This window comes from Desulfosporosinus sp. SYSU MS00001, from assembly GCF_049943955.1.
Taxonomy (GTDB): Bacteria; Bacillota; Desulfitobacteriia; order Desulfitobacteriales; family Desulfitobacteriaceae; genus Desulfosporosinus.
This window is the reverse complement of sequence record NZ_JBNFTW010000002.1, coordinates 530,273-556,996: the sequence shown is the minus strand read 5'-3', so window position 1 is coordinate 556,996 and position 26,724 is coordinate 530,273. Positions and strand designations below refer to the sequence as shown.

Here is a 26,724-nt window from a genome sequence, read left to right as displayed (position 1 = left end):
TATTCTCACCCATTCTGTTTCGTATCTTTCTTAACAGTAACTCGGTACATCCAGACAGCTAACAGAATATAAAGAAGCATTGCCGTATAGGGGCTGCCGGTAATTCCCGGTAAAATATTAGCTCCAAAGCCGATATTAATACTCAACGTAGCAAATACAGCAATCACGATGCCCATAATCGCATCCCCGGCAACAAGCCCGGATGCCAGCAGAATTCCTTTTTCCACCTTTTCCTTTAATTGATCACTATTGTTACGGAACTTCCGGTCAACAAAAACTCTGATCAAACCTCCTACTAAGATACCCGCGCTAAGATGAATCGGCAAATAGAGGCCCAGTGCCACCGGTAAAACCGGCAATCTCATTAAGGCACACATCACTCCGAACGTAACACCGATAATAACAAGAATCCAGGGGATTTGACCTGTCATAACACCTTTAACAACCATAGACATCAAGGTCGCCTGAGGTGCAGCAACAGCATCGGAACCAATCCCGTAAGTATGATTGAGCATGAGCAAAACCAAACCGGAAAAAACAGAGGCGAAAGCTACACCTGCGTACATGCTGAATTCCACTCGTTTCGGCGTGCCCCCAATGATATGGGTAGTCTTTAGGGCTTGGGCCGCATCACCGGACACTGCAATGGCAATACAGACAATAGAACCTGCCAGGATAGCAGCAACCATCCCCTGCTGACCAGTTAGCCCTGTAGCTTTTAACACAGCCGTGATAAAGAGCAAGGATGCAATGGTCATTCCAGACACCGGATTATTGGAAGCACCAACGATCCCGCACATCCGAGCAGAAACCACGGCAAAAAAGAAGGCAAAAACAACAACCAGAAGAGACCCAATCGGTCCGATAGAAATCATAGGCAACAACCAAGCAAGAAGGAATACAAAAACTGCCGCCCCAATAACCCAAATTATCGGAGCATCTATATCCGTACGTTTATCACTGTCAGTTCCTTTACCCAGGCCACCCATCGCTGATTTGAATGATCGGCCAATCGTGGGCAATGATCTGCCTAAACTGATAAATCCACCGGCGGCCACAGCTCCTGCCCCCACATATCTGATATAACTACTCCAGATCGCTGAAGCACTCATTTTCGAGATTAAGGTCGTGGAAGGGAACAATGGTGTAGTAAGCCCTGCACCTACGTATTTAATTAAAGGGATTAACCCAAACCAGGCCACCAGTGCACCAGCAAACATGTATAGAGCAGCTTCGATACCGATGATAAAACCGACTCCGGCTAGCGATGCCAATGTATCGACGCCAAAGACAGTACTCTGCAAAGGTTTGATTGTCCATTCCGGTTCTTCCATCCAGAGCGCAAAACCACCGGATAACAGTTTATAACCACCGCCATACAACAAACCTGTAAGTACCGTCTTAAATCCGGTACCGCCGGAACTGCCCGTAGCCAAGATTTCGGCAGCTGCCATACTTTCAGGAAAAATAAGTTTTCCGTGTTCTTCAACCGTCAGATATTTACGCAAAGGAACGACAAAGAAAATACCTATTAATCCCCCGAGCAGTGTGGCAACTATGATCGTTGATAATTTTAACTCTAACCCCCAAATAATAATAGCCGGTAAAGTAAAAATTATCCCGCCCGCTAAAGCTTCACCCATAGCGGCAATAGATTGAATCATGTTAGCTTCTAAGACGTTGTTGTGTTTGAACAGTCCTTTAAGTATTCCTGTAGCCAGGACCGCCGAAGGAATCCCAGCGGCAATTGTCATTCCTACCTTAAGTCCGAGATATGTATTGGCGGCAGCAAATAGTGCGGCAAATAAAACCCCCATGACTAACGACACTACTGTGACTTCAGGCATGGCTTCGCTGGCAGGTATGTATGGAATATAATCTTCTCCATTGACTCCACCGTAAGCCGAATGATCCAGACCTCTCTTTTCCATAAAATTTACCTCCCGGATTCAAATTTAAATATTTCGACATCATTCTATAGTATTCTGCATTTTGCTTTCAAATATCAAAATAATTATGCAACACCGTTTTTATACAAGTCTTTAATGATTTAGAGCTTTTAAGAACTTAATACACATTGTTTCAAAATAGGCATAAACAGTATTGTCTCTCTGAGGCGGACTTTTTGTGTTGTTGTCCACCATTGAAGAACGTTAATAGTATTAGAACAGAATAAGAATTTTAATACTAAAAACTAACTTCATGGATTAGAATTCTGCTACAGATTAATGTCATTTTTCTATCCGCGTTCACCAAGCCTACTACAATAGCCACCTTTGAAATCATGTACATACTGATCGTTTACGCAAAGTGAACTCGCTTACGCTAAAGCTGAACATCGGGGCTTCAGATACAATAATGTCCAGCGGATATTATTGCCGAGCCGCCATTCCCAATAGGAATACTTAGCGGCGAAGGTGGACTCTACCCCACCTGAAGTTAACAATGGCCCACCCTCACTTATAGAAGTGGGGGTCTTAAAAACTGGATAAACCCCCATCACGAATGATGAGGGTTTATTTGCAGTCAGGTTTTAGTGTAAATAACAGTGAATCACATAATAAGCGAACTTGCTCAGCTAAAGATAAACAAATATTGTCTTACTTATTTAGAAGCCTTTAAATCAAAAGTCTCCTGCTTGTTATTCCATTTAACTGTAAGCGTATAAACATTATCTTTTGGAGGCATCGCCCCACTCCCACCTATCCCTCCAAAACCAAGTATTACACCACCATAGTTCGCAGCACTATCATTTTCTGCGAATCGGCTTGCATCAAATCCCTTAGCATCCGTTCCCCCAAATTCATCAATGGCAGACTTAAATTCATAACTAAAATTTCCCTGAATATTACTTGGGTCCCCCTTAAACTCTATTACGGGTTGCCTATGATTCCAGCCATCAAATCGGAGAACCCCTTTATCATCTGTCCAAAAGTGATTGTAGTAATTAATTATGACTTTTCCGCGCCAATTATCTCCTTCTCCTTGATACACGATTTGTTGTCCTTCATTTAAATTGTAAAAAATCTCCTTACCCAAGTCCCTTAGTCTCGGTGAAATTTTACGAGCATACTCTTCGCCAGGAAACTGACTCAAACAAACAACTATGATTGTATTTTTGGCGGCGTAGGCTCGATTATATTGCCATTTTGGTGAAAACATATTTAAGTTTGCACTATTACTTTTTCTTCCATTAGTGTCTTGCCATTGATCAAAGATTGTATCCCTCTCCCCAATAGAAGTAAATTTATAGATAAATAGCATTCCATCAAAATTCTTGATTTCATAAATTTGGGGTTCAACTTGACCCATTTTGTAATCAGCTGGGTTCACCATTGAATTTGAAGTTAATGACAAACCGGATTGCACGACGGTGTGCTTAACATCTGTTACTGAGAGGATATCTTTATTAACCGCACTTCCTGCTCTGTTCCATAAAAGACTAATTCCAAGGCTGGCAAAAATGATTAGTACGAGCCCTATGAACCATGTTACTTTAAGTCGTTTCTGCCGCTTCTTAAGTTTATCAACCTCGGGTAAAGGGTATTTTTCCATCTTTCAGTCCTCCATTCCCCAGAATATCTGTATGAAGTTAATACATGCTCGATGACATACCAATTTATAGATATTCTCTATGCTTCAATCGATTACCTTCATATTATTTTGAACAATACAAAAAATTGTTCAGCTAAAGCTGAACATCGTGGCTTCGGTGGAGACTCTACCCAGGTATGAGAACCAGCCCTATTTGTAAAAGTGGGTGTCTTACGATCGGAAAAATATTGACAGTATTTAAACCCAATTCCGGATTTTCAAATAATAAATACAATTCATCCTGAATTTGGAGTTATGCATAGCGCAATTTTTATTGTTGGATTATCTCGTTTTTAGCATTTCTGTAGGTGGTTTACCTATTTTCGAGCCGCCTTTCCCAATAGAAATACTTAGCGGTAAAGGAGGACTCTACCTCACCTGAAGTTTACGTTAAGGGGGGATATAATGAAACACACTTATACTAAACCACCGACTCGATATTGGTTTACGAATACTTCTTGCCTTAGTTACCGGGTTTATTTTTAGTCGACTCAGCATTGCCCAAGGAAAAGCATTGGTAAATGCAGTACCATGGGGTGGCTTAGTCCTTTTTGTAACTGCCTGGCTTGGGACGAGCAAAAACGATTCATATAGGTTTGGAGCTGTCTTCGGCTTTTTCGTGTCTTACACATATTTATGGTTTGATAACCAAAATATTCATTCGGTAACTCAAGTTCTAATTCTCATCCCTCTAATCATTTTACCGTCCTTGTTCGGATTGCTTTGTGGGACAGCATTAGGGTACTTGGGATGGAGAATTAGACGGATGTTCATAGCAGTAAAGGCGCAATACGTGAAATAAACTCCCAATTATGCTACAAATGCCGTTCACTAACAGAGTGGACGGCATTTGTAGTAGCACGATGCAAGAGGGACTTTTATTCCATTGCCTGCCGGCTGACCTGTCAGCAATGCACAGATGGTCTCCACTATTAGGTCACCAGCTGATTTCGGCAAAGAGGCGAATTTCCGATCGATTGATTTTGTTATTTGGGATACTATGGCAGCGAATCCAACTAATGAGACTAGATCTTATTGTTTTTTCTAATCGGTATCCATATTTCACTTTTGAAAGCTGATGATGTCATATCTCTTTTTTGCTCGGTCCATAAGATTGATGGTCCCTCTGCACGCTCATAGTTTGAAGACGGAAACCATTCAGCATAAATGCGGCCCCATACATTTTGCAAAGTATCTGGAAATGGCCCTTCAGATAGAAAAACAGCCCATGTTGAAGCAGAAACATCAAGTTTTGTAAGGTTATCCGGGCATTCTCTTGTTGTCGCCACGCCTATATAGTGGTCAAGTTCTCCCTTTTCCTCCATGCGTTCATCTGAAAAGTTTACAGATGCATTTATTATCCCCAATGGCTCCTCATTAGAAAGCTCATTAAGTTTAAAAATCATTTCCTTATTTAGACTTTTCCACATAGAGGCAATCTCTGGATTAACCCCATTAAAGATTATCGGAACTCTTTTCTTGATACCAATGATTCTAAATGCTTCTTTTTCTACTATTCGATAGTTCAATTCATTTCCTCCTTTTATTGCTAATTGGAAGGTCATTCTTGGATATGCTTTTAGTAATTGACCATTAGACCTTGCTTCTGATGGCGTTATCCCGTGTAAGTTTTGAAATGCTCTTGTAAATGAGTCGGCGGAGTTGTATCCATATTTAACCGCCACATCAATTACTTTAATATTGCTATTATTAAGTTCAAAGGCTGCAAGAGTAAGCCGCCTGCGGCGAATGTACTCCGTAAGCGTGATACCAGCAAGAAAAGAAAACATTCTTTGAAAATGATACGCCGAGCAGAACGCTATTCTCGAAACTTCATTAAAATCAATCTCATTGATAAGATTCTCCTCAATATAATTTAATGCGTCATTCATTTTTTTTAACGAATCCACTTAATGACCTCCTCTCTAAGCAATAGAATATCAGGAGTTATAATTATCTATCCGACTTTTCCTGTATAATTAATGTAGGATTACTTATCAACCCAGCGAAGCCTTCTTTCAGCATGTCTTAATTGCAAACTTCGAATGGAGGAATACACAATGCAATACGATCCGTTATACCTTCCTTCTCGTCAAAACGCCAGACCATCTATGCTCGTAACGGTATGGTAGCTACCTCGCAGCCTTTAGCAGCTCAAGCAGGTTTGGAAATATTAAGACACGGCGGTAACGCTATAGATGCTGCAATTGCTACAGCTGCCTGCCTTACTGTCGTTGAGCCAACCTCAAATGGCATTGGCGGTGACGCCTTTGCACTGGTTTGGGTAAACAATCAAATTTATGGTCTCAATTCCAGCGGACCTTCTCCTCAAAGTTTAACCCTATCAGAACTATCCAACGCCGGTCATCATGAAATTCCTAAATATGGCTGGTTTCCTGTTGTCGTTCCAGGCATACCTGCTGCGTGGGCTGCACTTTCCGAGCGCTTCGGTGAGTTGCCATTGACCAAAGTCTTACGTCCGGCGATAGAATATGCTGAACGTGGTTATCCTATCTCTCCCACTTTAGGGCATCATTGGAATTCGACCTTTAAAGAATATAGCAACGAACTAAATAGTGAGAAATTCCGTTATTGATTTGAAACTTTTGCACCTCGAGGAAGAGCCCCTGAGATTGGCGAAATATGGCAATCACCTGACCATGCTCAGACACTGCAGATAATCGCCGATACAAAGGCCCAAGCCTTCTATCAAGGTGATCTGGCCAAAAAAATTGACCAATTTTCACGAACAACCGGTGGTTTTTTACGTCAGAAAGATCTTTCCTCTTTCCAACCGGAATGGGTCGAGCCAATTAAAGTTAATTATCGCGGTTATGATGTTTGGGAGATGCCGCCAAATGGACATGGCTTAGTAGCTTTATTAGCTTTTAATATCCTTAAAGGCTTTGATTTTTCAACAATGGATCGAAATGAAGCCTATCATACACAAATTGAAGCAACTTGCTTTTGCAGATGGAAAGAAATTTATCGCTGACCCCAAAACTATGACTTTGCGGGTTGAAGACCTGCTATCCGAACCCTATGCGGCGAAACGACGTCAACTCATAAGCCGGAAAGCCGCTTTACCCTCCCCAGGTTCACCTGATCGAGGTGGTACTGTTTATCTGGCAACAGCTGATTCAAAAGGAAATATGGTCTCCTATATACAAAGTAACTATATAGGATTTGGGTCCGGATTGGTTGTTCCCGGAACGGGTATCGCCTTACATAACCGAGGCCATAATTTCTCCCTAGATCCTTTACATCCAAATTGTCTAGGGCCAGGAAAAAAGCCATACCACACAATAATTCCCGGCTTTCTTACCAAGGATTCACAGGCTGTAGGGCCTTTCGGAGTGATGGGAGGCTTTATGCAACCCCAAGGCCATGTGCAGGTTATCATGAATTGCCTGGATTTTGGTTTAAACCCCCAAGCGGCTTTAGATGCTCCGCGCTGGCAATGGATCGAAGGAAAAACAGTAGAAATTGAACATCAATTGCCTGAGCATATTGCTCAAGACCTTGCTCGGAGAGGGTACGATATTAAATGGGGTTTGGGTTCAGGTGGCTTTGGCCGCGGACAGTTAATATGGCGTGATGAGAATGGCGTTTTAGCCGGTGCTACAGAGCCGCGTACGGACGGTTGCGTTGCAGCCTGGTAAGGGGCCTGGTTAAAGAGCAGAATTCCAATTTTCAGCAGCTTCATCAAATCTTCCTTCCTTAAATCAGCGGAACGCAGGCCTTGACCAGCACGCCGGCCACCGGCGTGCTGGTTATTTTTACGCGTACGCCATATACTTCCTGAAGATTTTCTTCCGTCACTATTTCGTCGGGCCTGCCTATTTCAAAACCTTCTTTACGGAGCAGGGCTACCTTTGAGGAGCATAAAAAGGCGTGATCCGGGAAATGAGACGTCATTATGACTCCTATTCCCCTAACGCTTAACTTTCTTATCTGCCGAAGCACCAGCATTTGGTTGCCAAAATCAAGATTAGAAGTCGGTTCGTCCATGACAAGAAACTGAGGCTGCTGAGCAAGAGCTCTGGCTATTAAGACCATCTGCCGCTCACCTCCGCTTATCTCCGTATATATCCTGTCTTTGAGATGCATTATACCCAACTCTTCCATTACGTCCCTGACAATGGTCCTGTCCGCCAGGGCAGGAGTTGAGAAAGAACCAAGGTGGGCCGTCCGTCCCATAATCACCACATCTGAAACAGCGAAAGGAAAGGAAGGAGTATGGGTTTGGGGAACATAACCTATGACCTGAGCATATTTTTTCCTTGACCATTGGCTGATATCTTCTCCGTCCACTTTAATTGAGCCTCCCCGCAGCTTCAAAAAACCGAGCACTGTCTTAAACAATGTGGTCTTGCCCACCCCATTAGGGCCGAGCAGGCAAAAAATTTCCTTGGATAAAACGCTGAAAGAAATTCCCTTTATCACATTTCTCTTGCCGTATCCGCAAACAGCGGAACATACCTCCAGCTTCATTCCCAGGAGCTCCTTCCTTTAAACAATAAATAGATGAAAAATGGGGCACCGATAATTGCCGTTAAGATACTCAAGGGTATTTCAGTTACGAGCACCGTCCGGGCCACGTCGTCAACAAGCAGAAGAAATACTGCTCCCATCAAGACGGAAGCGGGCAGCAAAACCTTATAGTTCGGACCGACGATAAGACGCGCTAAGTGAGGGATGATCAAGCCCACCCAGCCTATCATACCGGAGATGGCTATTGCTGCTGAGGTAAGCAGAGTTGAGGCCATTATTAAAATAACCCGGATTTTCAGAGTATCTATTCCCAGGGCCTTGGCTTCCTCATCGCCGAAAGAGAGAATGTTTATTTTCCAGCGCAGCAGAAAAAGTATCGCTAATCCAGTCAGAATGGGGAAAATCATCATCCAAACCTGTTTCTGTGTCGACGATGTAAGTCCGCCCATTAACCAGAACGTGATTTCGGGCAGTTTATTGTTCGGGTCAGCCTCATACTTGATTACCGAGGTGAAAGCGGCGAAAAGGCTTTGCACTACCATGCCCGTAAGTACGAGAATAAGCACGGCATTCATATTTCGTCCTATAGCCTGCCCTAGAAAATAAGTTAAAGCGACGGCCGCTATTCCGAAGAGGAAAGCTGTTAGTTCAATGCCTATAATGTTGTAATTATTCAGGATGGCGAAGGCAGCTCCGAAGCCCGCTCCGGCCGATGCACCCAGGATATCCGGAGAAACCATAGGGTTCTTGAAAACTCCCTGATAAGCAGCGCCGGAGCCTGCCAAAGCCGCCCCTACCATCATGGCACACAGGATGCGGGGGATCCGTACGTTGAATAAAACCTTCTCCAGCGTATCCGGCCAGGTCGGGGTCAGTCCGAATAGTTTCCCGAAAAGAATCTGCATAAGCTGCGGCAGCGGAATACCGTATCTTCCAAAGCTAAGGGATACTAAAAAAGCGGCAAGGGATAAAAGACCCAAAGCCGTCATCACTGAAATCAGCGGGAGCTGTGGGGAAGTTTTTAATTTGTTCTCTAATTTCTTCATGCTTCCCATTTAACCATTGATCAGAGAATCTGCCTGGCCATCCGTGACCTCCACACCGTAGAAAGTCTTGTAGAAATTTTTAACATCACTCTTCAAATCTACTTTGACATAATCCGGATACAATTTGGCTGCCAGCCATTCTACGCCTATAACTCTCGCAATGCAGGGAGGACGGTCAAACCAACCGAAAGGCAGCGAAGCGGGTAGGTAAATTCTCTTGTTCTGAACGGCTTTAACGTCGGCCCAGGTTTTGTCCGTATAGATAGTTTTAAGGAAATCGCTCCCGCCCATCTGGGAGTTGGCCAGAATAACATCGGGGTTCCATTCCAAGACCTGCTCCATGGAAACGGAAGCACCTTTGCCTGACGATGATGTATCCATAGTAACGACATTGGTTGCATTAACGAAATTAATGACCTCGGTATGCATTGAATCGTTGCCATCCGTTTTGAGACCGTCCGCGCTTTCAGCGTAATAAATTTTGACCTTTTTATTGGCAGGGACTTTGGCGACCATAGCGGCAGTTCGATCGAGGGATTTCTGGACATAATCGGCCAGCATGTTTCCTCTGTCTTCCACGCCAAGTATTTTCCCCAGCAAGCGGTATGAAGCAGCAGTCGATTTCAAGGCACTGTCCATTATTACAACAGGGATTCCGGTTTGCTTGCCCAGCTCAGTTACCATGTCGCTGGTTTGACCATTGTAAGCAAAGTCCAAAATGATATCGGGAGAAAGGGCGGTGATTGCTTCCGTATTGAACGTGTTTTGACCGCCCATATTTCCGCCCAGAACTTGAAGGCTTTTGTATTTAGGGCTTATGTATTTAAGCTCGTCCTCCGACATCTTGGAGTTCCAGCCCAGCAGCTTGTCCGGGGCTAAGGTATAGACAATGTAGGTCCCTATCGGGCTCGTGCAGAATACTTTGTTGATTTTAGCCGGGATCTTAACTTTATTACCCAGCATGTCGGTTATTTCCCGCTTATCCGACCCTGCGGATGAAGCTGACTGCGAGGCCGGCTGTGTGGCGGAAGTAGTTGAACAACCTGCGATAGAAAAGGTCAGAATAACAGCACATATAGCCCAGGCGATAAATTTAAACCGTTTACTTTTCATTTCTTGACTCTCCTCAATCTTTATTTTTTTATCTACAAGAGCGGTTAGCCCGCAATTATATTTAACTTTAGCCAGAAGTCTAAATAATTAAAAAGTTTCAGCTAGGCTTTTGACCAAGTTAAAGAAAGCATTTGCTCCGCTCAAACTGAGAAAGTTGCCATAGACACCGCTATTTTCTGTTGCCACAAGCTCAGTCAGTTTTCTCACTGGCATAAAAGAGGCTAATAGCCTTGAGACGTGCCCATTGGCAGGGATTTGTAGGGCCTTCCTCTGAAATTGCTGAACGTCCAATTTGTTTATGCTTGTTTTTATTGTGTTATATTATTAGTTATATTCAATTTATACATTTATTAGCGATATGTCCAGTTCTTTCATGTTTGTTTGTATTTGTTTTAATATAGTTTAGTTATGTTTTGCTGTATTTATCAAAGAAAATTACTCTTTTTGAAATTCGGATACAATTAACATCTAAATGCAAATATCAGGATAAACAAAATTACTTCTCTTGCTAAATTAAATAAGCCGCCACACCTGTGACGGCTAAACATAATCCCGATCTGAAAATTAAAGAACACCGCTGAGTAAATAAGCCAGCTGCTGCGGCAGCCGGTCTCTGTTTTCCCGGGTTACCGTGAGCAGAGTCACCTTGGCGTGCTCTCTGATTTGGTCCGTCCAGCCGGTGCTGGCCAGTTTGATGACCCCGAGTATAGGCTTAGTGCCTGCGAGGGCAGCTAAAATCTCCTGCTGAAATACCAGAGCCCCACTCTCCAGGCTGCCGCATTCGTCCATTAAAATCAGGGCCGAATCCGAATCAGCCCTAGCTGAACGAATCAACTGAGCACCATAGCTATCGAACCTTTCAGTCAGAACCTCCGGCGGCCGCCCTGTCCTAAAACGCACAATAGCCTTTTCTTCACAGCAGACCTGGGGCAACGCTGCCGAATTCAGATAAAGCAGCCTGTCCTCCATAGCCCGATCATGTCCGAAGTAAGTCTGGAAGCCCTGCGGAATTATCTTTAATAAATTCAGGGTTTTGTTAATGACTGTGCTTTTGCCTATTTGGATTTCGCCGCTCAAAAAGATATGCACCGCTCACAAACCGCCTTTAATCTCGAATACCCCATTCCATTCAAAATTCACGATTCTGCAGTTTTTCTGCCTTAAACGCGACTTTTTGCCCTGTGGCGAAGATCTTGACCCGTTCCGCTCCGGCAGCAACCCGGAACGCCCGCTGATTGTCCTTAATGAGAAATCCGGACAATTCATCAACCCCATAATCAAAAAGCACTGGAGCTAAAGGGGTAGCAGGTCCCACCAGGCTGACCCGGACAGCGTTTTCTGTCAATTCTAAAAGCCGGGGCAGGGTTTTATCCACCAGGGCTGTGCAAGTAAGATAGGCGTAATCTGCTTCGGGAAGCAGATACTCACAGGCCGGCATAGGGTAGTCCCCTTCTAATGGGTCCCATTCAATGATAGAAAAGTCGCAGACTGGTTCCAGCAGATTCTCCAGGTAAGGAAAATGTCCGACTACCACAACCCTTTTCCCTTTGATAACATTCTGGGACATGATAAATGGATCATAGCGCCGGTCTTCCACGCGCTGGGCATCGGAGAATTCCACCCCATTGTCTCTGGCCACTTGAGGATTGTTATAGTAAGCGTTCAGGGCTGCGGCACCTAAGGCCGCCTCTATTAAGTTCCATGATTTTACACAGGCTGCCACCTCGCGCAGAGGTGCACCCAAGAGGTTTTTACTGAACATGGGCATCCGCTGATCATAAAGCCGCCCCACAGCCACCCCGGAACCCTCTCCGCTGCGGACATAGGAATAGTGATAGCCACAAACCAGCTCGTCAATCAGATAATCTTCAGGTATCCCTTCGATTAAAGCATCATACAATTCCCACATTTTAGCCCCTCCCTTAGTGGTGTCCGTAATCCTTAATATAGCATTCAAAAGTTATAAGCTTGACTCGCTCAAATCCTTCATATGAATTAACTCCCCTGCCCGCAGGGCAGTGCGCAACCTTTGCATGGTATTATCAAGATTTTCAATCATCCCCAGACTTTCCTTTTCTTCCTCGGAAATGCTGATGACTTTGGCAATCCCCCCGTTTTTAATAATGATCCGCTTATGGGCGCTCAATGCCAAAAGGGGATCATGAGTGGAAACAAAAATAATCTTTTCTCGTTTGGCCAGCAGCCCAATAGCCTGACGCCGGTTGATCCCGGCATTTTCGATTTCATCAATCAAGATGATAGGAGAGTCACTCATATAAGCGGTGTCTGCGATCATCAGAGCCCGAGACTGCCCGCCACTGAGCTGAGTTACCAGCGTGTCTTCGGAGAATTTCTCCCCGGCCAGCTGATTGGCACGTTGAAAACAGATGGCCACCACTTCTCCGACATTGGGAGTAAGCCGGCATTTGGCATGCATCTCCAAGAATTGACGAACCGTCAGGTCCATGACAAAATTCATATTCTGGGAAAGCTGGGCAACCAATTTCCCTTCCATCTCGAAACGCTGAAGATCGTCTAACTCAGCCCCATTGACCAGGATTCTCCTGCCGGTGAGAGTGTCTCCCTGTGCCAAGCACTCAATGTCATTGAGAAGCCGGCTTTTCCCTGAGCCTGTCGGCCCGACAATGCTGATGATTTCCCCAGCGGAAATGGTCAGGCTGATATTTTCCGGCGTCCTGGATTTATTCCAACCACCGCTAATCGTAATCGACTTAACCTCTTCCAGAAGATTCTCCTTGGGGGTAAATTGCTCAAGAAACGCACCAAAACTCTTTAAAGCTCCGAACCGGTCTAAACCGAATTCGGCAAGAGCTTCGTCCTCCACCTTCAGCAGGGCCTGGGAGAAAGGGAGTTCTTTTTCTAAATTGTTTAAACGAAAATTACCCAGGAAATCCCAGCCAATGGGATATTCCTTCAAAACCTCGGCCAGAGATTTGCTTTCCAAGATCATCATCAATTCATTTACTGTCATAGGTTCTTAAACTCCATTTTCTTCATCATTCCCATCTGATAGGGCGCCCCTATTTTAGTTTCCCCGGTGCAGTAAGAGCAGACAGCAGCAGGTGTAGTAAAGCGCAGCTTCGTATCTGTGAGGCTCAGAATCTCCACGGCCTGCTGCAAATATTTAGCCAGAATGAAAGCACCTTGCCCGGTTATCCCATTGACAAATATCACCTTGGCCGCTGAATTTACTTGCCGTATATTAAAAGCAAATACTTCCCGCTCAGCCTGAGAAACAATATCCCCTTTAGTCACAACCACAATATCCGCAAATTTGAGCATGGGTCCTATTTTGCGGGGGGTATTGACTCCGGACAGATTGTCTATCACGCAAACTGCCAAAATCCCCCGGATATAAGGGGAACAGCGATTGCAAAGGCCGGCGCTTTCGGTGATGAGCAGCTCAAAACCGGACTCAACTCCCCATTGTACTGCATCCTCAATATTGCTCACAAAATAATGGTCCGGGCATATTTTTCCGGAAAATCCGGTTTGCACGGGAATTCCGGCCTCTTCATAGCTGAGATTATCAAAAGAAGTCAGGCAGTCAAATTTCACAACACCAATGCTGCCTTTGGCACAATTCATACATTCGATTAGCTTAAGTATGACAGATGTCTTACCTGAAGATGGCGGACCGGCAACTGTTATCAGCTTCATAACAACCTCCTACCCGTTTCTATCGATTAGTTATGTTTGATCTTGTAGTGTCGGTTTGTTTCATATATTAAATTTATACGTTAATTGAGTCTGTGTCCAGTTCATTTATATCTGTTTTTATTTGTTTATTTATAGTTACGTTCCCTTATGCTTGGCTGAGAGGAAGCATAGACCCTTTAATCCAAACAAAAACACCGGCCATGGGGACTCTCCGCCTCAACCGGCATATCAGTAATCTATTCAATTTCAGATTAATCGTACCTTCTAGAGAAGCAGGTTGTCAGGCAGTCTTCAAACGCCTCAAAAAAACGCTTTCAAGATCAATAATACTTTTTTATCTCTGATTGACAGCCATTAGCTTTTTTAAAAATAGCAGCTCCTTTTCCTGCAATTCCGGTTCTTCATACCATGGACGTTTCCGCCATAAATTCCCAGGAAGTATAAACCCATATCTTCCTTGGATCAATAGGTATATATAAAGGTATAAAAAAATGCCCATGAAGATAAAATAAATCCTCAGGGCACAATTCTACTATATCTTAACTCATTGCGAAGAAAAAGTAAAAATCAACCCGACTATAGGAATGGGCTTGAGATACTATAATTTAGGCCAGTCAATAGGAGCCATGTTCTACTCTTCCATTCCACGAGCAATTTTCGCTATTTCTAAGGCGTCTTCCTGATAAATACTTGCCAATAACCACTTCTCGTCCCGCCAGACGAACTTCCAAAATTCAGTAAAGTAAAGTCGATGATTATCGTTTCCGGATATCAGTTTTCCTGAGTTATCTACTGTATAATCTATTAAACTCGCAGAAACCATGACAATATAATACTGTGATTCTTCATCCAGATGACTATAAATAAACTCAATATCCCCCGTATTCAAAATCGGTTCCTTTATTATATTACGCTCTCCGCGAGCTTTCATACCTTGAAGATCTGCTTGGTACTTATTAGTCAACATAGTTATTAGATACTCTTCCGCTGTCGAAAGATCCTGCCGACTCCAGCTATCCTGTAGCCAAAAGAAAACCTGACGAACCCTTCCGATAAGAAAATCCCGATCCCAGCGAGGAAACGTCTCTGCTAAATAGCTCATATTCTCGTGTGTATAGTTTATCGCTTTACCAAAGCGCTGAAGATTTCCTGAATTCGAAATCGTTCGGCCATTTAAATCTATAGGCGTCTCACCTGAGTGGCGGTCATTATTCATAGATCTAGAACTTGTCATAGATGGGAATCGATCATTACGGCTCCATCTTCGTCTTTCTTGGCTTCCAGCATTGAAGAACCGCCATGCTATAAACAGGACAACGAGAAGGAGTAGTCCTCCTGATCCATAACCCCCAAAGAAAAAAGGAATAGGAAAGAACCCTCCAAGTCCTGCACCTCCCAAATGACCGCCTCCAGAAAAAGACCCGCCACTAAAACTACCTCCCGAGCTATGACCCAAACTTCCGCCTACACCGCCGCCGCCACGTGCTAAAGCTAATGATACTTGACTTCCCAAGAGAATTAGAGTCGTTAGAATTAACGCTATACGTTTTGCACAAGAATTCATGTCAATCACCGATCCTAAACATCTCTTTTAGAAACTCGTAATGACGATCTGTTGTAGCTTTATATAGAAGAACCTAATTCTTATCTAACTCAAGTTTATTTCTTTCCCTGAGTCTCGCTAATTCATCCTCAATTTCCGAATTAACTTTATTCGCTTCTAGTTCTGCAAATTGATCTTCAATTGTACTGGTGTGTACCATTGTTCCAGATGCCTTAGCTTCCGCCTCCGTGCGTTCAACCCGATCTTTCATTCGATCAAAGTCTGCCAACGGGTCATGGGCAGAGAGTCCGGATACAGCTTCATTCGCTTTTTTCATAGTCTCTGCCCGCCGTTGACGCATAACTAGGTTATTACGTTCAATTTTTGCCTTTTCCAGTTTTTCCGAAAGCATATGGAGATTATCTTGAAGATCTTCAACCGATTTAGCCTGTTCTGCCAGCTGAGACTCATAATCTCTCTTGCTGATCTCAGCCTGTTTTTTATACGTTAAAGCAGTCCTCGCCAAATCATCCTTTCCCTGCTGTACGGCAAGTGCAGCCTGTTCGTTGCGTACTTTTATTTCCTTGTTCAAGCCTTCAATGCGTTCCTCAAGTTGAATTTTATCCGCTAAAGCCCGATTGACTTGAATTTTAAAATTACGAACTTCCTCCGTTGCTCGTTCTACATAAAGATTTAACATTTTTTCCGGATCTTCGGCCTTTGTTATCAGATCCATAGTATTTGCTTGAAGCAGATCTTTTACCTTACTAAATAAACCCATCGCTTCCAATCTCCTTTCAAAGTTATAACCCAATAAATTTATCATTCAAACCCTTACTTCAACTTTATCTTCATCATAAGCATTATAACACTGTTTATGCGTAAAGCTCGAACAATGTAGTCACATTATTGCGACAAAAACATTCAAAGTTCTTCCCCCAATTCCAACGGTAATATTATAGTTACTGATTATTAGACTAGAATTATTTACCATGATCGCATAAAGGGCATGGTCCAAAATACATAAATAAAGCCCCCACCGTTTCTGATGAGAGCAATATTGAACAGATGACTAAGCCTATTAATACTAATCCACAAAAGAATCATTATTTTTTACTGGCACAGAACCAGAATTTTTCTTCAAACCGCCTAGGTTGGAAATAACATTCTTGATGTCTACTCCTGTCAATGTCTCCACCAGATCAGGAACTTGGGCAATCATATTAGTGACATCACGAGTGACTTTCTGCATCCCGGAATTATCCCCGCCAGTAGATACAACCGTAATCTTATCAATTTTTTCAAGAGGTGTCGTGACGGCTTTGGCAAGATCCGGCAAGCCGGCTAGTAATTTATCTAAGATAGCCGCTTGTGAGTAATTTGCAAAGGCTTCTGCTTTTGCTTCAATAGCCTCCGCTTCAGCGAGACCCTTGGAACGAATAATATCTGCTTCAGCGGTACCAACAGATTTAGTGGCTTCAGCCTTTGCTTCACTTTCCAACTTGATATTAAGGGCGGTGGCTTCGGCTTTAGCTTTATTCTCGATCACTGTAACCTGAGCATTAGCCTCAGCCTGAGCTTGTTGCTTAATTTTCACGGCCTGAGCTTCGGCTTCCGCAGGTTTAATAACATCAGCTTCTAATTCTTTTTGCTTACGAATAATTTCGGCTTCGGCGACAGCAGTTTCACCTTGGCGTTCAATCTGTTTCACAGTCCACTGCTTCTTGGTCAATTCCTGCTGCAGTTCAGCATCGCGTAGTTTATAGGCATTTTCCTTATCAGCCTGTGCCTTTTGCACTTCAGCATCATATTGGGCTTTCTTCAAATTTAGATTTTTCATATTCTCTGCTTGTTGTGTCTCGGACTGAGTCTGGGCTTCTACAGTCTTTTGCTGCGCCTCTGCCCTGGCAATGGCAGCGTCCCGCTCGGCTGCTGCTTTCTGGATTTCACTCTCTTTAAACGCCGTAGCCTTGGCTATCTCGGCCTCCTTAAGGACACGGGCGATCTCCGGTTTACCCATATTTTCAATATACTGATTTCGATCTTTGACACTCTTAATTGTAAATGACCGAACTTCAAGCCCCATCTTAGACAACTCGCCCTGACAGGTCTCAAGCATCTTTGTTTGAACCATATCCGGTTCCTTAACAATTTGTTCGACGGTTAACTGACCGATAATACTGCGAAGGTGACCCTCCATGACCTGTTTAATCATAATTTCTTGAGCTTCATCGCTCTTGGACAAAAACTGAACTGCCGCTGTCTTAATAGCATCTGAGGTGTCTATAATCTTAATCTGAGACACTGCTTCAATGGTTACCGCTACTCCCTGAGTAGTATATAAATCATTTGTCGGAGCAATGTCAAAGGACATCAAAGCTAAAGATATACGCTTGCAAGTTTGTACAAGGGGCCAGACGATGCGGCCTCCTCCCGTTATAACATTAGAACCTCCCATACCAAAAACAATTAAGGCTTCATCCGGGCCGGCCTTCTGAAACATACGAGCAAGAATGCTTAAGATAGCCAGCAAACCTACAACCGCTACAACTATAACGATTATAATACTCGAAAAAAACATCCACTTTACCCCTTTCTAGGTCTTTTACCTGCCAAATGAGTCAGCTGAAGATACGTAGGCTACTCCCCTTTCTACTTTAACGATTACCACACTTACACCTTTATTAATTTGACTTCCATCTAATGCTTTAGCCCTGATGATTCTGTCTGTACCTTGTAAAGGGTACATAACCTCACCCATTGAATCCAGCGAAATCCTGACAGTAACCAAACCGGTTACTCCCACTGCATCGGTATCCTTTATGTCTAAATAAGCGGTCTGATTCCTGAGCATGACAGTAATTACTCCTCGAACTGTCCACCAAAACGCTATGCCCCCAACTATAGCAAGAATAAGTGTGAGTAAAGCTCTATTAAAAACTTGAAAACCTACAAGGCCACCCGCCCCAAAACCCAACAGAAACGCAAATATAGCCTGGATATTTAATATAGGCGCAGTATAAAATGACGTACTTTCATTAGCAATGTTGCTATTATCAGTTGTATGCACAGCAGCATGCGTAGTATGTCCCATACTATAAGAATGACCTAAATGTGCATGGCCAATATGATCCATATGCCCGCCATGTCCTCCCAAACCTAAGCTTAACACGCTGAGGATAAAGCCTACTGCTAAACAAATTATGTAAATGCCCTCTAAAAAATTGACGCTTGAACTGAACACCATCATAAAAATCACTTCCTAAAGTTCGAAGTAAAAAAACGACTTTAATATAGAATATGCAGTTAAATATCCAACATAAATATAACCATAGTTAATAATTAAGGTTCACTAAAAATCAAATTCAAAAAATTCTCATTTTTACTAATTCCACTACTTTGCTCTAATTCCTGCTTAAGTTCACAAAAATGCCCACCTAAAACATTAAGATGGACTTCGTAAAGCAGCTCAAACCTAAGTCATTTTTGTTAAACGGAACGTTTGGTATGATAAGAGAGATTCTTTTAAATAAACGCTTCTTTGAGAGTGCCGTTGAGTATATGACGGCCATCCAGATTCGTCACTGGTGACGAATCTGAATATTATTCACAATTTCTGAAGGAAAATTGCAAGCTGGGTTCTGTCCCTAAAGCCAAGTTTCTCCATTAAGCCCGTGATGCCACTGGAAACTTCCCATACTTTGCTATCCAAACCGTTGCTTTGAATAGCAGTAAAAGCGTTAACCGAATTGATAAAACTTTCGGCGATCTGTCGGGTTGGTGTATTGTCTCTATTACTTCTAACCTGGCCAGCCTAATCAAAGCATTTATGGCAGTGGTTTTACCCGCACCATTTAGACCTAAGAGCCCAAAAATCTCACCCTCTTCAATGGTAAAGCTGAAATTGCCAACAGCTAGCACGTCTTTGTAGCGTTCAAGCAGATTTTTCACTTCAACTAACATTCCTAGCCCTCCTCGTCTTCTGTTCAGAATACTGCCAAGCGGAATGAGATGGTAGTGAGCAGAAACAAAACTTGATATGACAAATGTCACTATGAAAGCGGATAGACAAATCCAATAACCCGCCTAATTTAGAAAATGGAAGCAATATTTTTAAAACAAAAAATCCAGACCGTTAAAAAATGAACAATCTGGCAATTATCAACCTCTATTTTCTTAATTAATACTAAAATTCAGGTCTCATGCTGTTTTACGTTTTCTATTTTCTAGGTTGTAAAATTAGAATAAAGTTAATAATTCTTCAAAACTATCAATAGCATAATCATATTCTTCAACATTACCAAAGCCGTATCTTGCATATACAAATGGAATTTCTGCTACTTTTGCTGACTCTGCATCTCCATTAGTATCTCCTACATAAATTGGTTTTTTCAACATATTTCTTTTCATTATAATTTTATTACTTTCTCCTTTTGACAGTCCTGTTACCCCCCAACACTCAAAATCATCGAAATATTTACTTAAGTTATGTGCCTTAAAGAAACATTGTATGTAGCCATCCTGACAATTACTAACTATGAATAACTTGTATTTTTTTGATAACTTTTTAAGTGTCTCTTCTAAGTTAGGAAATAAAATTCCACCATGTTCGCCTAAATAAACTTGTTCTGTTTCACAGAATTCTTCTAATAATTTGATTTGAAAATCCCTGTCTAAATCCGGAAATAACCTTTTGCTTATTTCATCCATGGGAAGCCCCATGCATCCCTCCATATCCTCAGGAGTTATTACTTTTGTAATGTTTGGGTAGTTTGCTAATACTGTTTTCCATGCTTCACAAATTCCTTCTATTGCATTCCAAAGAGTGCCATCTAAATCAAAAATGATACTATCGATACTCATTTTTTTGTTATCCATCTCCTTAAATATAATCTTAAAGCATAACTTCTACTGATACATCAGATCAAAAGAATTCAAATCAACTTAGCTTTAGGCCCTGCTCATTTTACTCAACTATGCAAATGAAATTTACTTTGATACATGATAAGAGGGTTAGTTAGGTATCCCTAACATCTTGATCAATGATACCATGAATAAGATATAATCTATAGCATCCAACTGCGTTTTTTCAGTTGTTCTTCCAGAATACTATCCGTGTCTTCGATCTTATTAATGAGTAAATTTAGCAGACTTGCAGCTAATGACATCTGATTTCTACGATTCAGATTGAAATAATTACTATTTAGTGTTGCCTATTTTATAATACTATGTTAAAATAACTATAACATAAAACTACACTTTCACATGGGCTTTTTAAGGCCTACTAAGACATATAAGGAGGTTTTGAAAAATGAATTCTTATATTAATGGTGTTAAAGCTGAATTCAAGGATTGGAAAAAGGCGCTTTTAGTAACTGTTTTCACCATAGCAAGAATTATTTATGGTTATGCTTGGGTTCAAGCTGGTTGGGAAAAAGCAACTTCAGGTTGGCTTAACTTTGCCGGAGGTCACGCTAAAGGACTCATAGCAGGAATGGCAGTTAATATGCTTCCACCGAAAGCCCATGGTTATGACCCTCTCTATCTGAACAAATTATGGGCCTGGGTTGCCGTTCATATTTTTAACGGAATGCCTGGTCTAACGGATTTCTTAGTACCTATTTGCGAAATTGCCGTTGGTATAGGAATGATTATTGGCTTCAGACTTTTTTGGGTTGCCATACTGGGACTCTTCCTTAATATACAATTTATTACTGCAGGTTCCGCTAATAACTTCGGTTATATTTGGACAAACATCATTGTTATGAATTTATCTAAATACTTTGAGCTAATTGGTATCAGCGGCTATTTTAAATACCGTCAAAATAATCAACAAATTGTAGCTAAAGAAACCCCAGTCAAAGCATAAACAATACTGAAGTGCCTGTCTTAAACTGCATAACGCTCCTCATTAAATGGAACCCTGCATAAATAGTGGTTCAAATCATCCACACATATGCAGGGTTCCATTTTATAAAAACTATAAATATTCATTTTGCAACGGCAACTTTTCTATTATTACCAATTGCCAAAGGGATCCCCATATATTTATCACCATTCTTTAACCGGAAATATCTTATCCACAACTTGCATTGACCCAGAAATAAGTATTCAAACGTTTATATTCGGTTGCCTAGCATTCCTATATACTTCACATATTCCGGTATAGACATCAGCTCTGTTTGAAGTCCTGCTTTTGTATCTTCTAAGACGTTATTATACTTTACCATTTCATAGCCGGCTTGTTCGACAAATTTTAAATAATTATCTACTACACTTCTAATTTTCTCATCCTTACTTTTCAGTAGTTTTCCGCAGTTTCTATAAATCTCCAAAACAGGATTACACGATGCAAATACAACCTTCATTGTCTCAAAATTATTGTTGCCCGGAAAACCGCAATTTGAGATGACCATAAACCGCTGATTTTTAGCGGCAGAGTCAGCTAAATCAAAATTATCATTTTTACTTACAATTACAGGGCACTTTAAAGGCGCTAAGCGGTCAACGAAATTCTTTAGGGCAGCTGTCATATTCCATGTGTAAACAGGTGAAGCAAAACATACAAGATCGGCAGAGTTATATAGGTCAAGCAGTTCCTGCATATCATCTTGCAAGACACATTTTCCTGGTGTTTTAAACCAGCAGGAAAAACAACCTTGGCAATGCCCTATATTTTTCTCTATCAAAAATATAGTTTCAGTTTCGGCACCTGCCCGTCTTGCGCCACGTAAAAAAATTTCAGCAATTACATTTGTATTACTCCCTGCTGCCGCAGGGCTTCCGTTAAAAACAATTACTTTCATGCTCAAATCTCCTTTATACCAACTGATAAAATAATCCGTGCTGTGTACAATACCAAATAAGCATTCCGTGCCCTAGTTTGGGCACTCGTAGTTGCATATCCCATTCGGGGTATTGCTTGATAATTTGCACGCAGTCGCCTGTTGCAAAGGCAACAAACGAAATGTAATGCTCTTTTTTCATTGGGTGATGACTTGTGATAAACCAGTTGTCTTCAATTACTCCGGTAAAAAGTTTATTACTTTCATCAGCTTTGTGCATGATCTGTTCTTCCAATTTCCTGCCACAGCAGGATATCTCAGCATTGCCTGTACAAAGCGAAATATTGTTACACACAGTGCAGACGTAATACTTTGATTTTTTCATATTGCCTCCAACGAAATTATTCGCAATTAAATCGCCACTTAATAACGTTCCAATGTCAACCTCAAGCAGGTCGGACAGTTCTGCAAGCAGTGAAATATCTGGGCAACCAAAGCCACGTTCCCATTTGGAAATTGTTTTGTCACTGATGTTCATTTTATCTGCAAGCTGCTTTTGGCTCATTCCTTTTTCTATTCGCAGCGTACGAATGATGCTGCCGACCTTAACATTTTGCATAACGACTACCTCCATGTAACAATTGTAACCAATAACTATGATTATTTAAATCAACGCTCCGTAGAGTCCGGTATAAATCATAATTTATCTTCAAAAATCAGATGCGTTAACTAGTATATAAAAGCAAGCCAAAAACATTGTAAAAAGGTTTAAATTATAAAATAAAGGACGCATGCCATAAATGGCAATCCAATTTCTGTAACAAAAAAGACGGACTAACCTACTTATCCTTAAGGATAAGGGTCAGCCGTCATCTTTTTTCGTTAGTTCGACCTGAAAATGTATAGAATCAACTGTATTGTTCTCCATATTATGCTAATGGCTATTTGGTAAAAGAACCATCTTGTTTGGGTGAACATTTCGACGCCTGAACGGTAAATTTATATATGAAGGAAGCAGGTGCAGAAGCGTTTCTAAAAATCTAAATTTCAAACCTTTGAATTACTTGATATAAATGCTCTGAGGTTTTGGCCAATTCTGCAGCAATCGCAACAAGTTCTTGTGTTGAAATCATCTGCTGCTCAGCTGAAGTCGCTGATTGAGTTGCTCCCTCGGCAAATTGAGAGGCGATTGAGGTAGCCAATCTCTGGGCTTCTGCTAAGAGTTGGCTTCGATTTAATAAATGATCGGCATTTGAAAGATTTTCTTCTACCTTTATAGAGGTGGAGTTAATCACTTCATCAAGTGAGGTGATCGCGTCTCCTGCTTGTTCAATCACAGTTTTGCCGTGATTTACAACCTCCATTCCTTGATTAATATTCTTCACTGTTGTGTTGACCATTTCCTGAACATTGGAAATAAGTTGCATAATCTGTTGAGAAGACTGAGCCGAACTATCCGCGAGTTTTCTGACTTCCTCAGCGACAACGGCAAAACCTCGGCCATGTTCCCCAGCTCTGGCTGCTTCGATGGCAGCATTAAGGGCTAATAGATTTGTCTGAGCCGTGATCCCATTGATTACTGAGATAATATCCCCAATCTTTTGCGCCTGATCAGCTAAACTCAAGATCGATTCATTAGCTTGCTCAGTGACTTGATAAATAGCTTCCATCTCCTGAACAGCTTCTTTAACAGCTAAAGTTCCTTGTTGGCTTGTAGCTTTGGCAGAGGTCGTTAAAGATAGAACCTTCTGCGTGCTCTCCAAGATACTTTGGGCGGCAGCTTCAATTTCATCGACTTCATCTTGAGACTTCTTTATACTCTGAATTTGTTCAGTAGCTCCTGCGCTAAACTCTTCTAATGTGGCAGCAAACGTTTCTTGATTTTCAACTAACGCGTTAACATGAGTTGCTTGAGTTTGACTCATAGCCTGAGCTTTCTCGGTAATAGAAGCGAGGTCGGTAATGATAGATGTCATCCCGATGGAAACTTTGTTTACCTCGTAAGATAAATTTCCTAATTCATCATCCGAATGGGCTTTAGCTCTGGATTTCAAATTTCCCTTGGCAATCGCTTTTGTTACCTTGAATGTTTCTTGAAGAGCAGTTGCCAGTTTGTTTTTGAACCAGAAACTGTAAAAAGCATGAATCCCTAAAGGGATTAGAGAAAAAATAATGGATACTGGTGAAAAGGAACTGTAAATTATCCATGCTACTGCAAGAAAAAGTAAGGGGATCATGCCAATATACACTTGTTTAGTAAGTTGTCCTTTATTGAGAGGGATGTCCAAGCGAACAGCATAGGCATGTTTGCCTTTAACAAAGATTGGACTTGCAACTTCAAACAGAACTTCGCCAGTGTTGCGATGATAAATCTGAGTAATCGGTTCTGTACATCGCGCGCCCCGAAGTTCCGTCTCGTTGTTAAAGTAAATACCCTCTCTCAAACGATTTGAGTGAACCAAAGCCAACCCGTCTAAATCAAATAGACTAAGAAATTCGTTGTCGCCAAGGTTTCGATCGATCGCTTCTCTTAGCGGCTTGACAGCACTTTTCCAATCATCATATTGGTCTAAAATACCTTCAATTTCTTTGGCAATGCGTTCAATAGTCGCTAAGCCTTGTTTTTTTTGCATTAGACTAACTTTTACGTCTCTAGCTATATTCATCTACCACCTTTTTATAGAATCGAAATTAATTAAATAATTCACAAACCAGAGAATCTTAGTAAATCGACAAAATATTACTAATTATGAGTCTAACACTAACTTGCATTTATTTCAATATGAAGCAGGGATTTAATAGCTTGTAAATTGGGTGCATTTCCAAGGGGCCGCCATCTATGGCAGCACCCCAGCACTTGTATCTCGGGCTTTTCTTCAAAACCATCTGGTAAAGTTATAGTTTGAGTTTCCTGGTCTGTAAAGTAAAACACAGCAAATCTACAATGTGTATTCGTTCCAAGAAAAAGTGTATTATCCTCTCGAAAAAAACAAATATCTTCAGGTAAATCTAACACTCGGCCATTATTATCTAAATAAAATAACTTATCTATGTAGGAAGATAAAGTTGCTTTAGTTTTTTCGTTCAATCTGAATATGAAATCTTCTTTGGATTCCTAGGGTCCGAATAACCATCAAACCGAATCGATGTTAAAAATTGCTTAATAAAATTTGGCGATGTACTGGGAAAATCAACCCTATTGCCGATGAATTGATGGCTTGTTTATGTATATTCCAGTCAACCATGGAGATTAGCTCGGTATTGCCTATCTTGCATGCAAGAGTACGCGCTAACCACAAGGAATTTCCGGTACCGGTAAAGTACAATATAAATGGTTCAGCAAATTAATACTGAACCATTTATATTTCAATGTAAAGATCCAAAACAAATTGGAACCTTACTTATAGTTATAATCAAGAGTAATCATACAAACTGGTAAACTTACTTGATATTCTTGATTGAAGTCTCTGCGAACTTCGTGTTGACCACCTTTTCGTAAGGGGCAATTTGCTTAAGCTCCCCCGCATCCTTGATAATCTGCTGAAGGAGGTAAAAATCTTTTTCCTGAAGAACAGGATTTGTCTTATAGGTGTTCTGTTCTTTATATCGTTTAATAGAACTGGTCAAAATCTCCTCATTCTCATCCGGAAATTGGGGTTTGATTGCCTTGGCGATTTCTTCAGGAGAATGTTTTTCAACCCAGATCTGACCCTTATAGATGGCATTTGTGAATTTTTGGATGACATTCGGATTTTTCTCTATATAACTCTTTCTGGAAAAATAAGCTGTATACGGAACTTCGCCACTCTCCTTGCCCAATGAAGCTACAATAAAGGATTTACCTTCTTTCTCCATTACGGATGCTGTGGGCTCAAAAATAATCACATAATCCCCTTTACCTCCCAGGAAGGCCCCTGGCATGGCCGCGAATTGTATCGTTGTATCAATTGTAACATCTCGGCCTGGGGTAAGACCGGTTTTACCCAAAACATATTGGAGAACAATGGCCGGCATTCCGCCCTTGCGTCCGCCGATAATGGTTTTTCCTTTCAGATCACTCCATTTGAAACCAGGATCAGGCTTTCTGCCCATCAGGAACGTTCCATCTCCATTGGTAAGTTGAGCAAACACAACACTATTATCTTCTTTGCCTTCGTTATAAACATATACACTAGCCTCAGGTCCGGCAAAACCGATGTCCTCTTCCCCAGATAGAACCCCTGTCATAACCTTATCTGCTCCTTGACCGTTTGACAGTTCGACATCCAACCCTTCTTCCTTAAAGAAGCCCTGAGTTATAGCAACATATTGGGGAGCATAGAAAACAGAATGGGTCACCTCAGAAAGTTTGACCTTTGTAAGCCCGGTTTGAGTGCCACAGCCGGAAATCACTGTAGAAAGTCCTAAAAGCAATACACTAAACATTATAATTAATCGTTTCATAATGGCTCCTCCCTTTTATAAAGAA

At 41.7% G+C, this 26,724-nt stretch carries 22 protein-coding genes and 1 pseudogene; 2 read left to right on the top strand and 21 right to left on the bottom strand.

The window, feature by feature from the left end:
* Window positions 1–5: 5 nt before the first annotated feature.
* The 3 genes from ACPUYX_RS05990 to ACPUYX_RS05980 form a co-directional block, all read right to left on the bottom strand.
* Entirely contained in the window at window positions 6–1,931 is a 1,926-nt protein-coding gene (locus ACPUYX_RS05990) for an OPT family oligopeptide transporter (RefSeq protein ID WP_426378795.1), read from the bottom strand.
* Window positions 1,932–2,604: 673 nt separating this feature from the next.
* On the bottom strand, window positions 2,605–3,555 hold the full coding sequence (locus ACPUYX_RS05985) for a hypothetical protein (protein WP_426378794.1): 951 nt from the start codon (window positions 3,553–3,555) through the stop codon (window positions 2,605–2,607).
* Window positions 3,556–4,619: 1,064 nt separating this feature from the next.
* The gene (locus tag ACPUYX_RS05980) at window positions 4,620–5,504 is read right to left on the bottom strand and encodes an AraC family transcriptional regulator (protein ID WP_426378793.1); all 885 of its coding nucleotides are present in this window, start codon (window positions 5,502–5,504) and stop codon (window positions 4,620–4,622) included.
* 215 nt (window positions 5,505–5,719) lie between these two features.
* Here ACPUYX_RS05980 and ACPUYX_RS05975 point away from each other — a divergent pair.
* Window positions 5,720–7,256 (top strand): annotated as a pseudogene (locus ACPUYX_RS05975) (gamma-glutamyltransferase family protein).
* Between the two features lie 58 nt (window positions 7,257–7,314).
* Here ACPUYX_RS05975 and ACPUYX_RS05970 read toward each other — a convergent pair.
* The 13 genes from ACPUYX_RS05970 to ACPUYX_RS05910 all read right to left on the bottom strand — a co-directional run bounded on the left by ACPUYX_RS05970 (window position 7,315) and on the right by ACPUYX_RS05910 (window position 20,334).
* Window positions 7,315–8,088 carry an ABC transporter ATP-binding protein gene (locus ACPUYX_RS05970; protein ID WP_426378792.1) on the bottom strand — a complete coding sequence of 258 codons (774 nt, stop codon included), beginning with the start codon at window positions 8,086–8,088 and terminating at the stop codon, window positions 7,315–7,317.
* A complete protein-coding gene (locus ACPUYX_RS05965) occupies window positions 8,085–9,134 on the bottom strand; it encodes a FecCD family ABC transporter permease (protein WP_426378791.1) in 1,050 nt (349 codons plus the stop codon). The genes ACPUYX_RS05970 and ACPUYX_RS05965 overlap by 4 nt, the downstream gene beginning before the upstream one ends.
* 9 nt (window positions 9,135–9,143) lie before the next feature.
* Complete coding sequence (locus ACPUYX_RS05960; protein WP_426378790.1) at window positions 9,144–10,247, bottom strand: ABC transporter substrate-binding protein; 1,104 nt, start codon at window positions 10,245–10,247, stop codon at window positions 9,144–9,146.
* A 564-nt stretch (window positions 10,248–10,811) separates the two neighbouring features.
* The gene (locus tag ACPUYX_RS05955) at window positions 10,812–11,336 is read right to left on the bottom strand and encodes a nucleoside-triphosphatase (protein WP_426378789.1); all 525 of its coding nucleotides are present in this window, start codon (window positions 11,334–11,336) and stop codon (window positions 10,812–10,814) included.
* Window positions 11,337–11,376: 40 nt separating this feature from the next.
* Window positions 11,377–12,156 (bottom strand): Rossmann-like domain-containing protein, encoded by a 780-nt coding sequence (locus tag ACPUYX_RS05950; RefSeq protein WP_426378788.1) that lies wholly within the window; start codon window positions 12,154–12,156, stop codon window positions 11,377–11,379.
* Window positions 12,157–12,207: 51 nt separating this feature from the next.
* Complete coding sequence (locus ACPUYX_RS05945; RefSeq protein ID WP_426378787.1) at window positions 12,208–13,239, bottom strand: ATP-binding cassette domain-containing protein; 1,032 nt, start codon at window positions 13,237–13,239, stop codon at window positions 12,208–12,210.
* A complete protein-coding gene (locus ACPUYX_RS05940) occupies window positions 13,236–13,928 on the bottom strand; it encodes a GTP-binding protein (protein WP_426378786.1) in 693 nt (230 codons plus the stop codon). The genes ACPUYX_RS05945 and ACPUYX_RS05940 overlap by 4 nt, the downstream gene beginning before the upstream one ends.
* A gap of 631 nt (window positions 13,929–14,559) precedes the next feature.
* Window positions 14,560–15,492 carry a TIM44-like domain-containing protein gene (locus tag ACPUYX_RS05935; RefSeq protein WP_426378913.1) on the bottom strand — a complete coding sequence of 311 codons (933 nt, stop codon included), beginning with the start codon at window positions 15,490–15,492 and terminating at the stop codon, window positions 14,560–14,562.
* A gap of 73 nt (window positions 15,493–15,565) precedes the next feature.
* Window positions 15,566–16,252 (bottom strand): PspA/IM30 family protein, encoded by a 687-nt coding sequence (locus tag ACPUYX_RS05930; protein WP_426378785.1) that lies wholly within the window; start codon window positions 16,250–16,252, stop codon window positions 15,566–15,568.
* Between the two features lie 306 nt (window positions 16,253–16,558).
* Window positions 16,559–18,052 carry a flotillin family protein gene (locus ACPUYX_RS05925; protein ID WP_426378784.1) on the bottom strand — a complete coding sequence of 498 codons (1,494 nt, stop codon included), beginning with the start codon at window positions 18,050–18,052 and terminating at the stop codon, window positions 16,559–16,561.
* Between the two features lie 24 nt (window positions 18,053–18,076).
* A complete protein-coding gene (locus ACPUYX_RS05920; protein ID WP_426378783.1) occupies window positions 18,077–18,721 on the bottom strand; it encodes a hypothetical protein in 645 nt (214 codons plus the stop codon).
* 416 nt (window positions 18,722–19,137) lie between these two features.
* Window positions 19,138–19,434, bottom strand: coding sequence for an ATP-binding cassette domain-containing protein (locus ACPUYX_RS05915; RefSeq protein ID WP_426378782.1), 297 nt, complete (start codon window positions 19,432–19,434; stop codon window positions 19,138–19,140).
* 276 nt (window positions 19,435–19,710) lie between these two features.
* Complete coding sequence (locus ACPUYX_RS05910) at window positions 19,711–20,334, bottom strand: HAD family hydrolase (protein WP_426378781.1); 624 nt, start codon at window positions 20,332–20,334, stop codon at window positions 19,711–19,713.
* Window positions 20,335–20,782: 448 nt separating this feature from the next.
* Here ACPUYX_RS05910 and ACPUYX_RS05905 point away from each other — a divergent pair, with 448 nt between their 5' ends.
* Window positions 20,783–21,340, top strand: a complete 558-nt coding sequence (locus ACPUYX_RS05905) for a DoxX family protein (RefSeq protein ID WP_426378780.1) — start codon at window positions 20,783–20,785, stop codon at window positions 21,338–21,340.
* Between the two features lie 250 nt (window positions 21,341–21,590).
* On the opposite strand, the gene ACPUYX_RS05900 is transcribed toward ACPUYX_RS05905, so the two are convergent.
* From ACPUYX_RS05900 to ACPUYX_RS05880, 5 genes are all read right to left on the bottom strand, one after another.
* Entirely contained in the window at window positions 21,591–22,277 is a 687-nt protein-coding gene (locus tag ACPUYX_RS05900; protein ID WP_426378779.1) for a flavodoxin family protein, read from the bottom strand.
* Between the two features lie 13 nt (window positions 22,278–22,290).
* Window positions 22,291–22,875: a helix-turn-helix domain-containing protein gene (locus ACPUYX_RS05895; RefSeq protein ID WP_426378778.1), complete on the bottom strand. Its 585-nt coding sequence runs from the start codon at window positions 22,873–22,875 to the stop codon at window positions 22,291–22,293.
* Between the two features lie 421 nt (window positions 22,876–23,296).
* Window positions 23,297–24,889 (bottom strand): methyl-accepting chemotaxis protein, encoded by a 1,593-nt coding sequence (locus ACPUYX_RS05890; RefSeq protein ID WP_426378777.1) that lies wholly within the window; start codon window positions 24,887–24,889, stop codon window positions 23,297–23,299.
* Between the two features lie 128 nt (window positions 24,890–25,017).
* The gene (locus ACPUYX_RS05885) at window positions 25,018–25,344 is read right to left on the bottom strand and encodes a hypothetical protein (RefSeq protein WP_426378776.1); all 327 of its coding nucleotides are present in this window, start codon (window positions 25,342–25,344) and stop codon (window positions 25,018–25,020) included.
* Window positions 25,345–25,697: 353 nt separating this feature from the next.
* Window positions 25,698–26,699 (bottom strand): ABC transporter substrate-binding protein, encoded by a 1,002-nt coding sequence (locus ACPUYX_RS05880; protein ID WP_426378775.1) that lies wholly within the window; start codon window positions 26,697–26,699, stop codon window positions 25,698–25,700.
* Window positions 26,700–26,724: the final 25 nt, after the last annotated feature.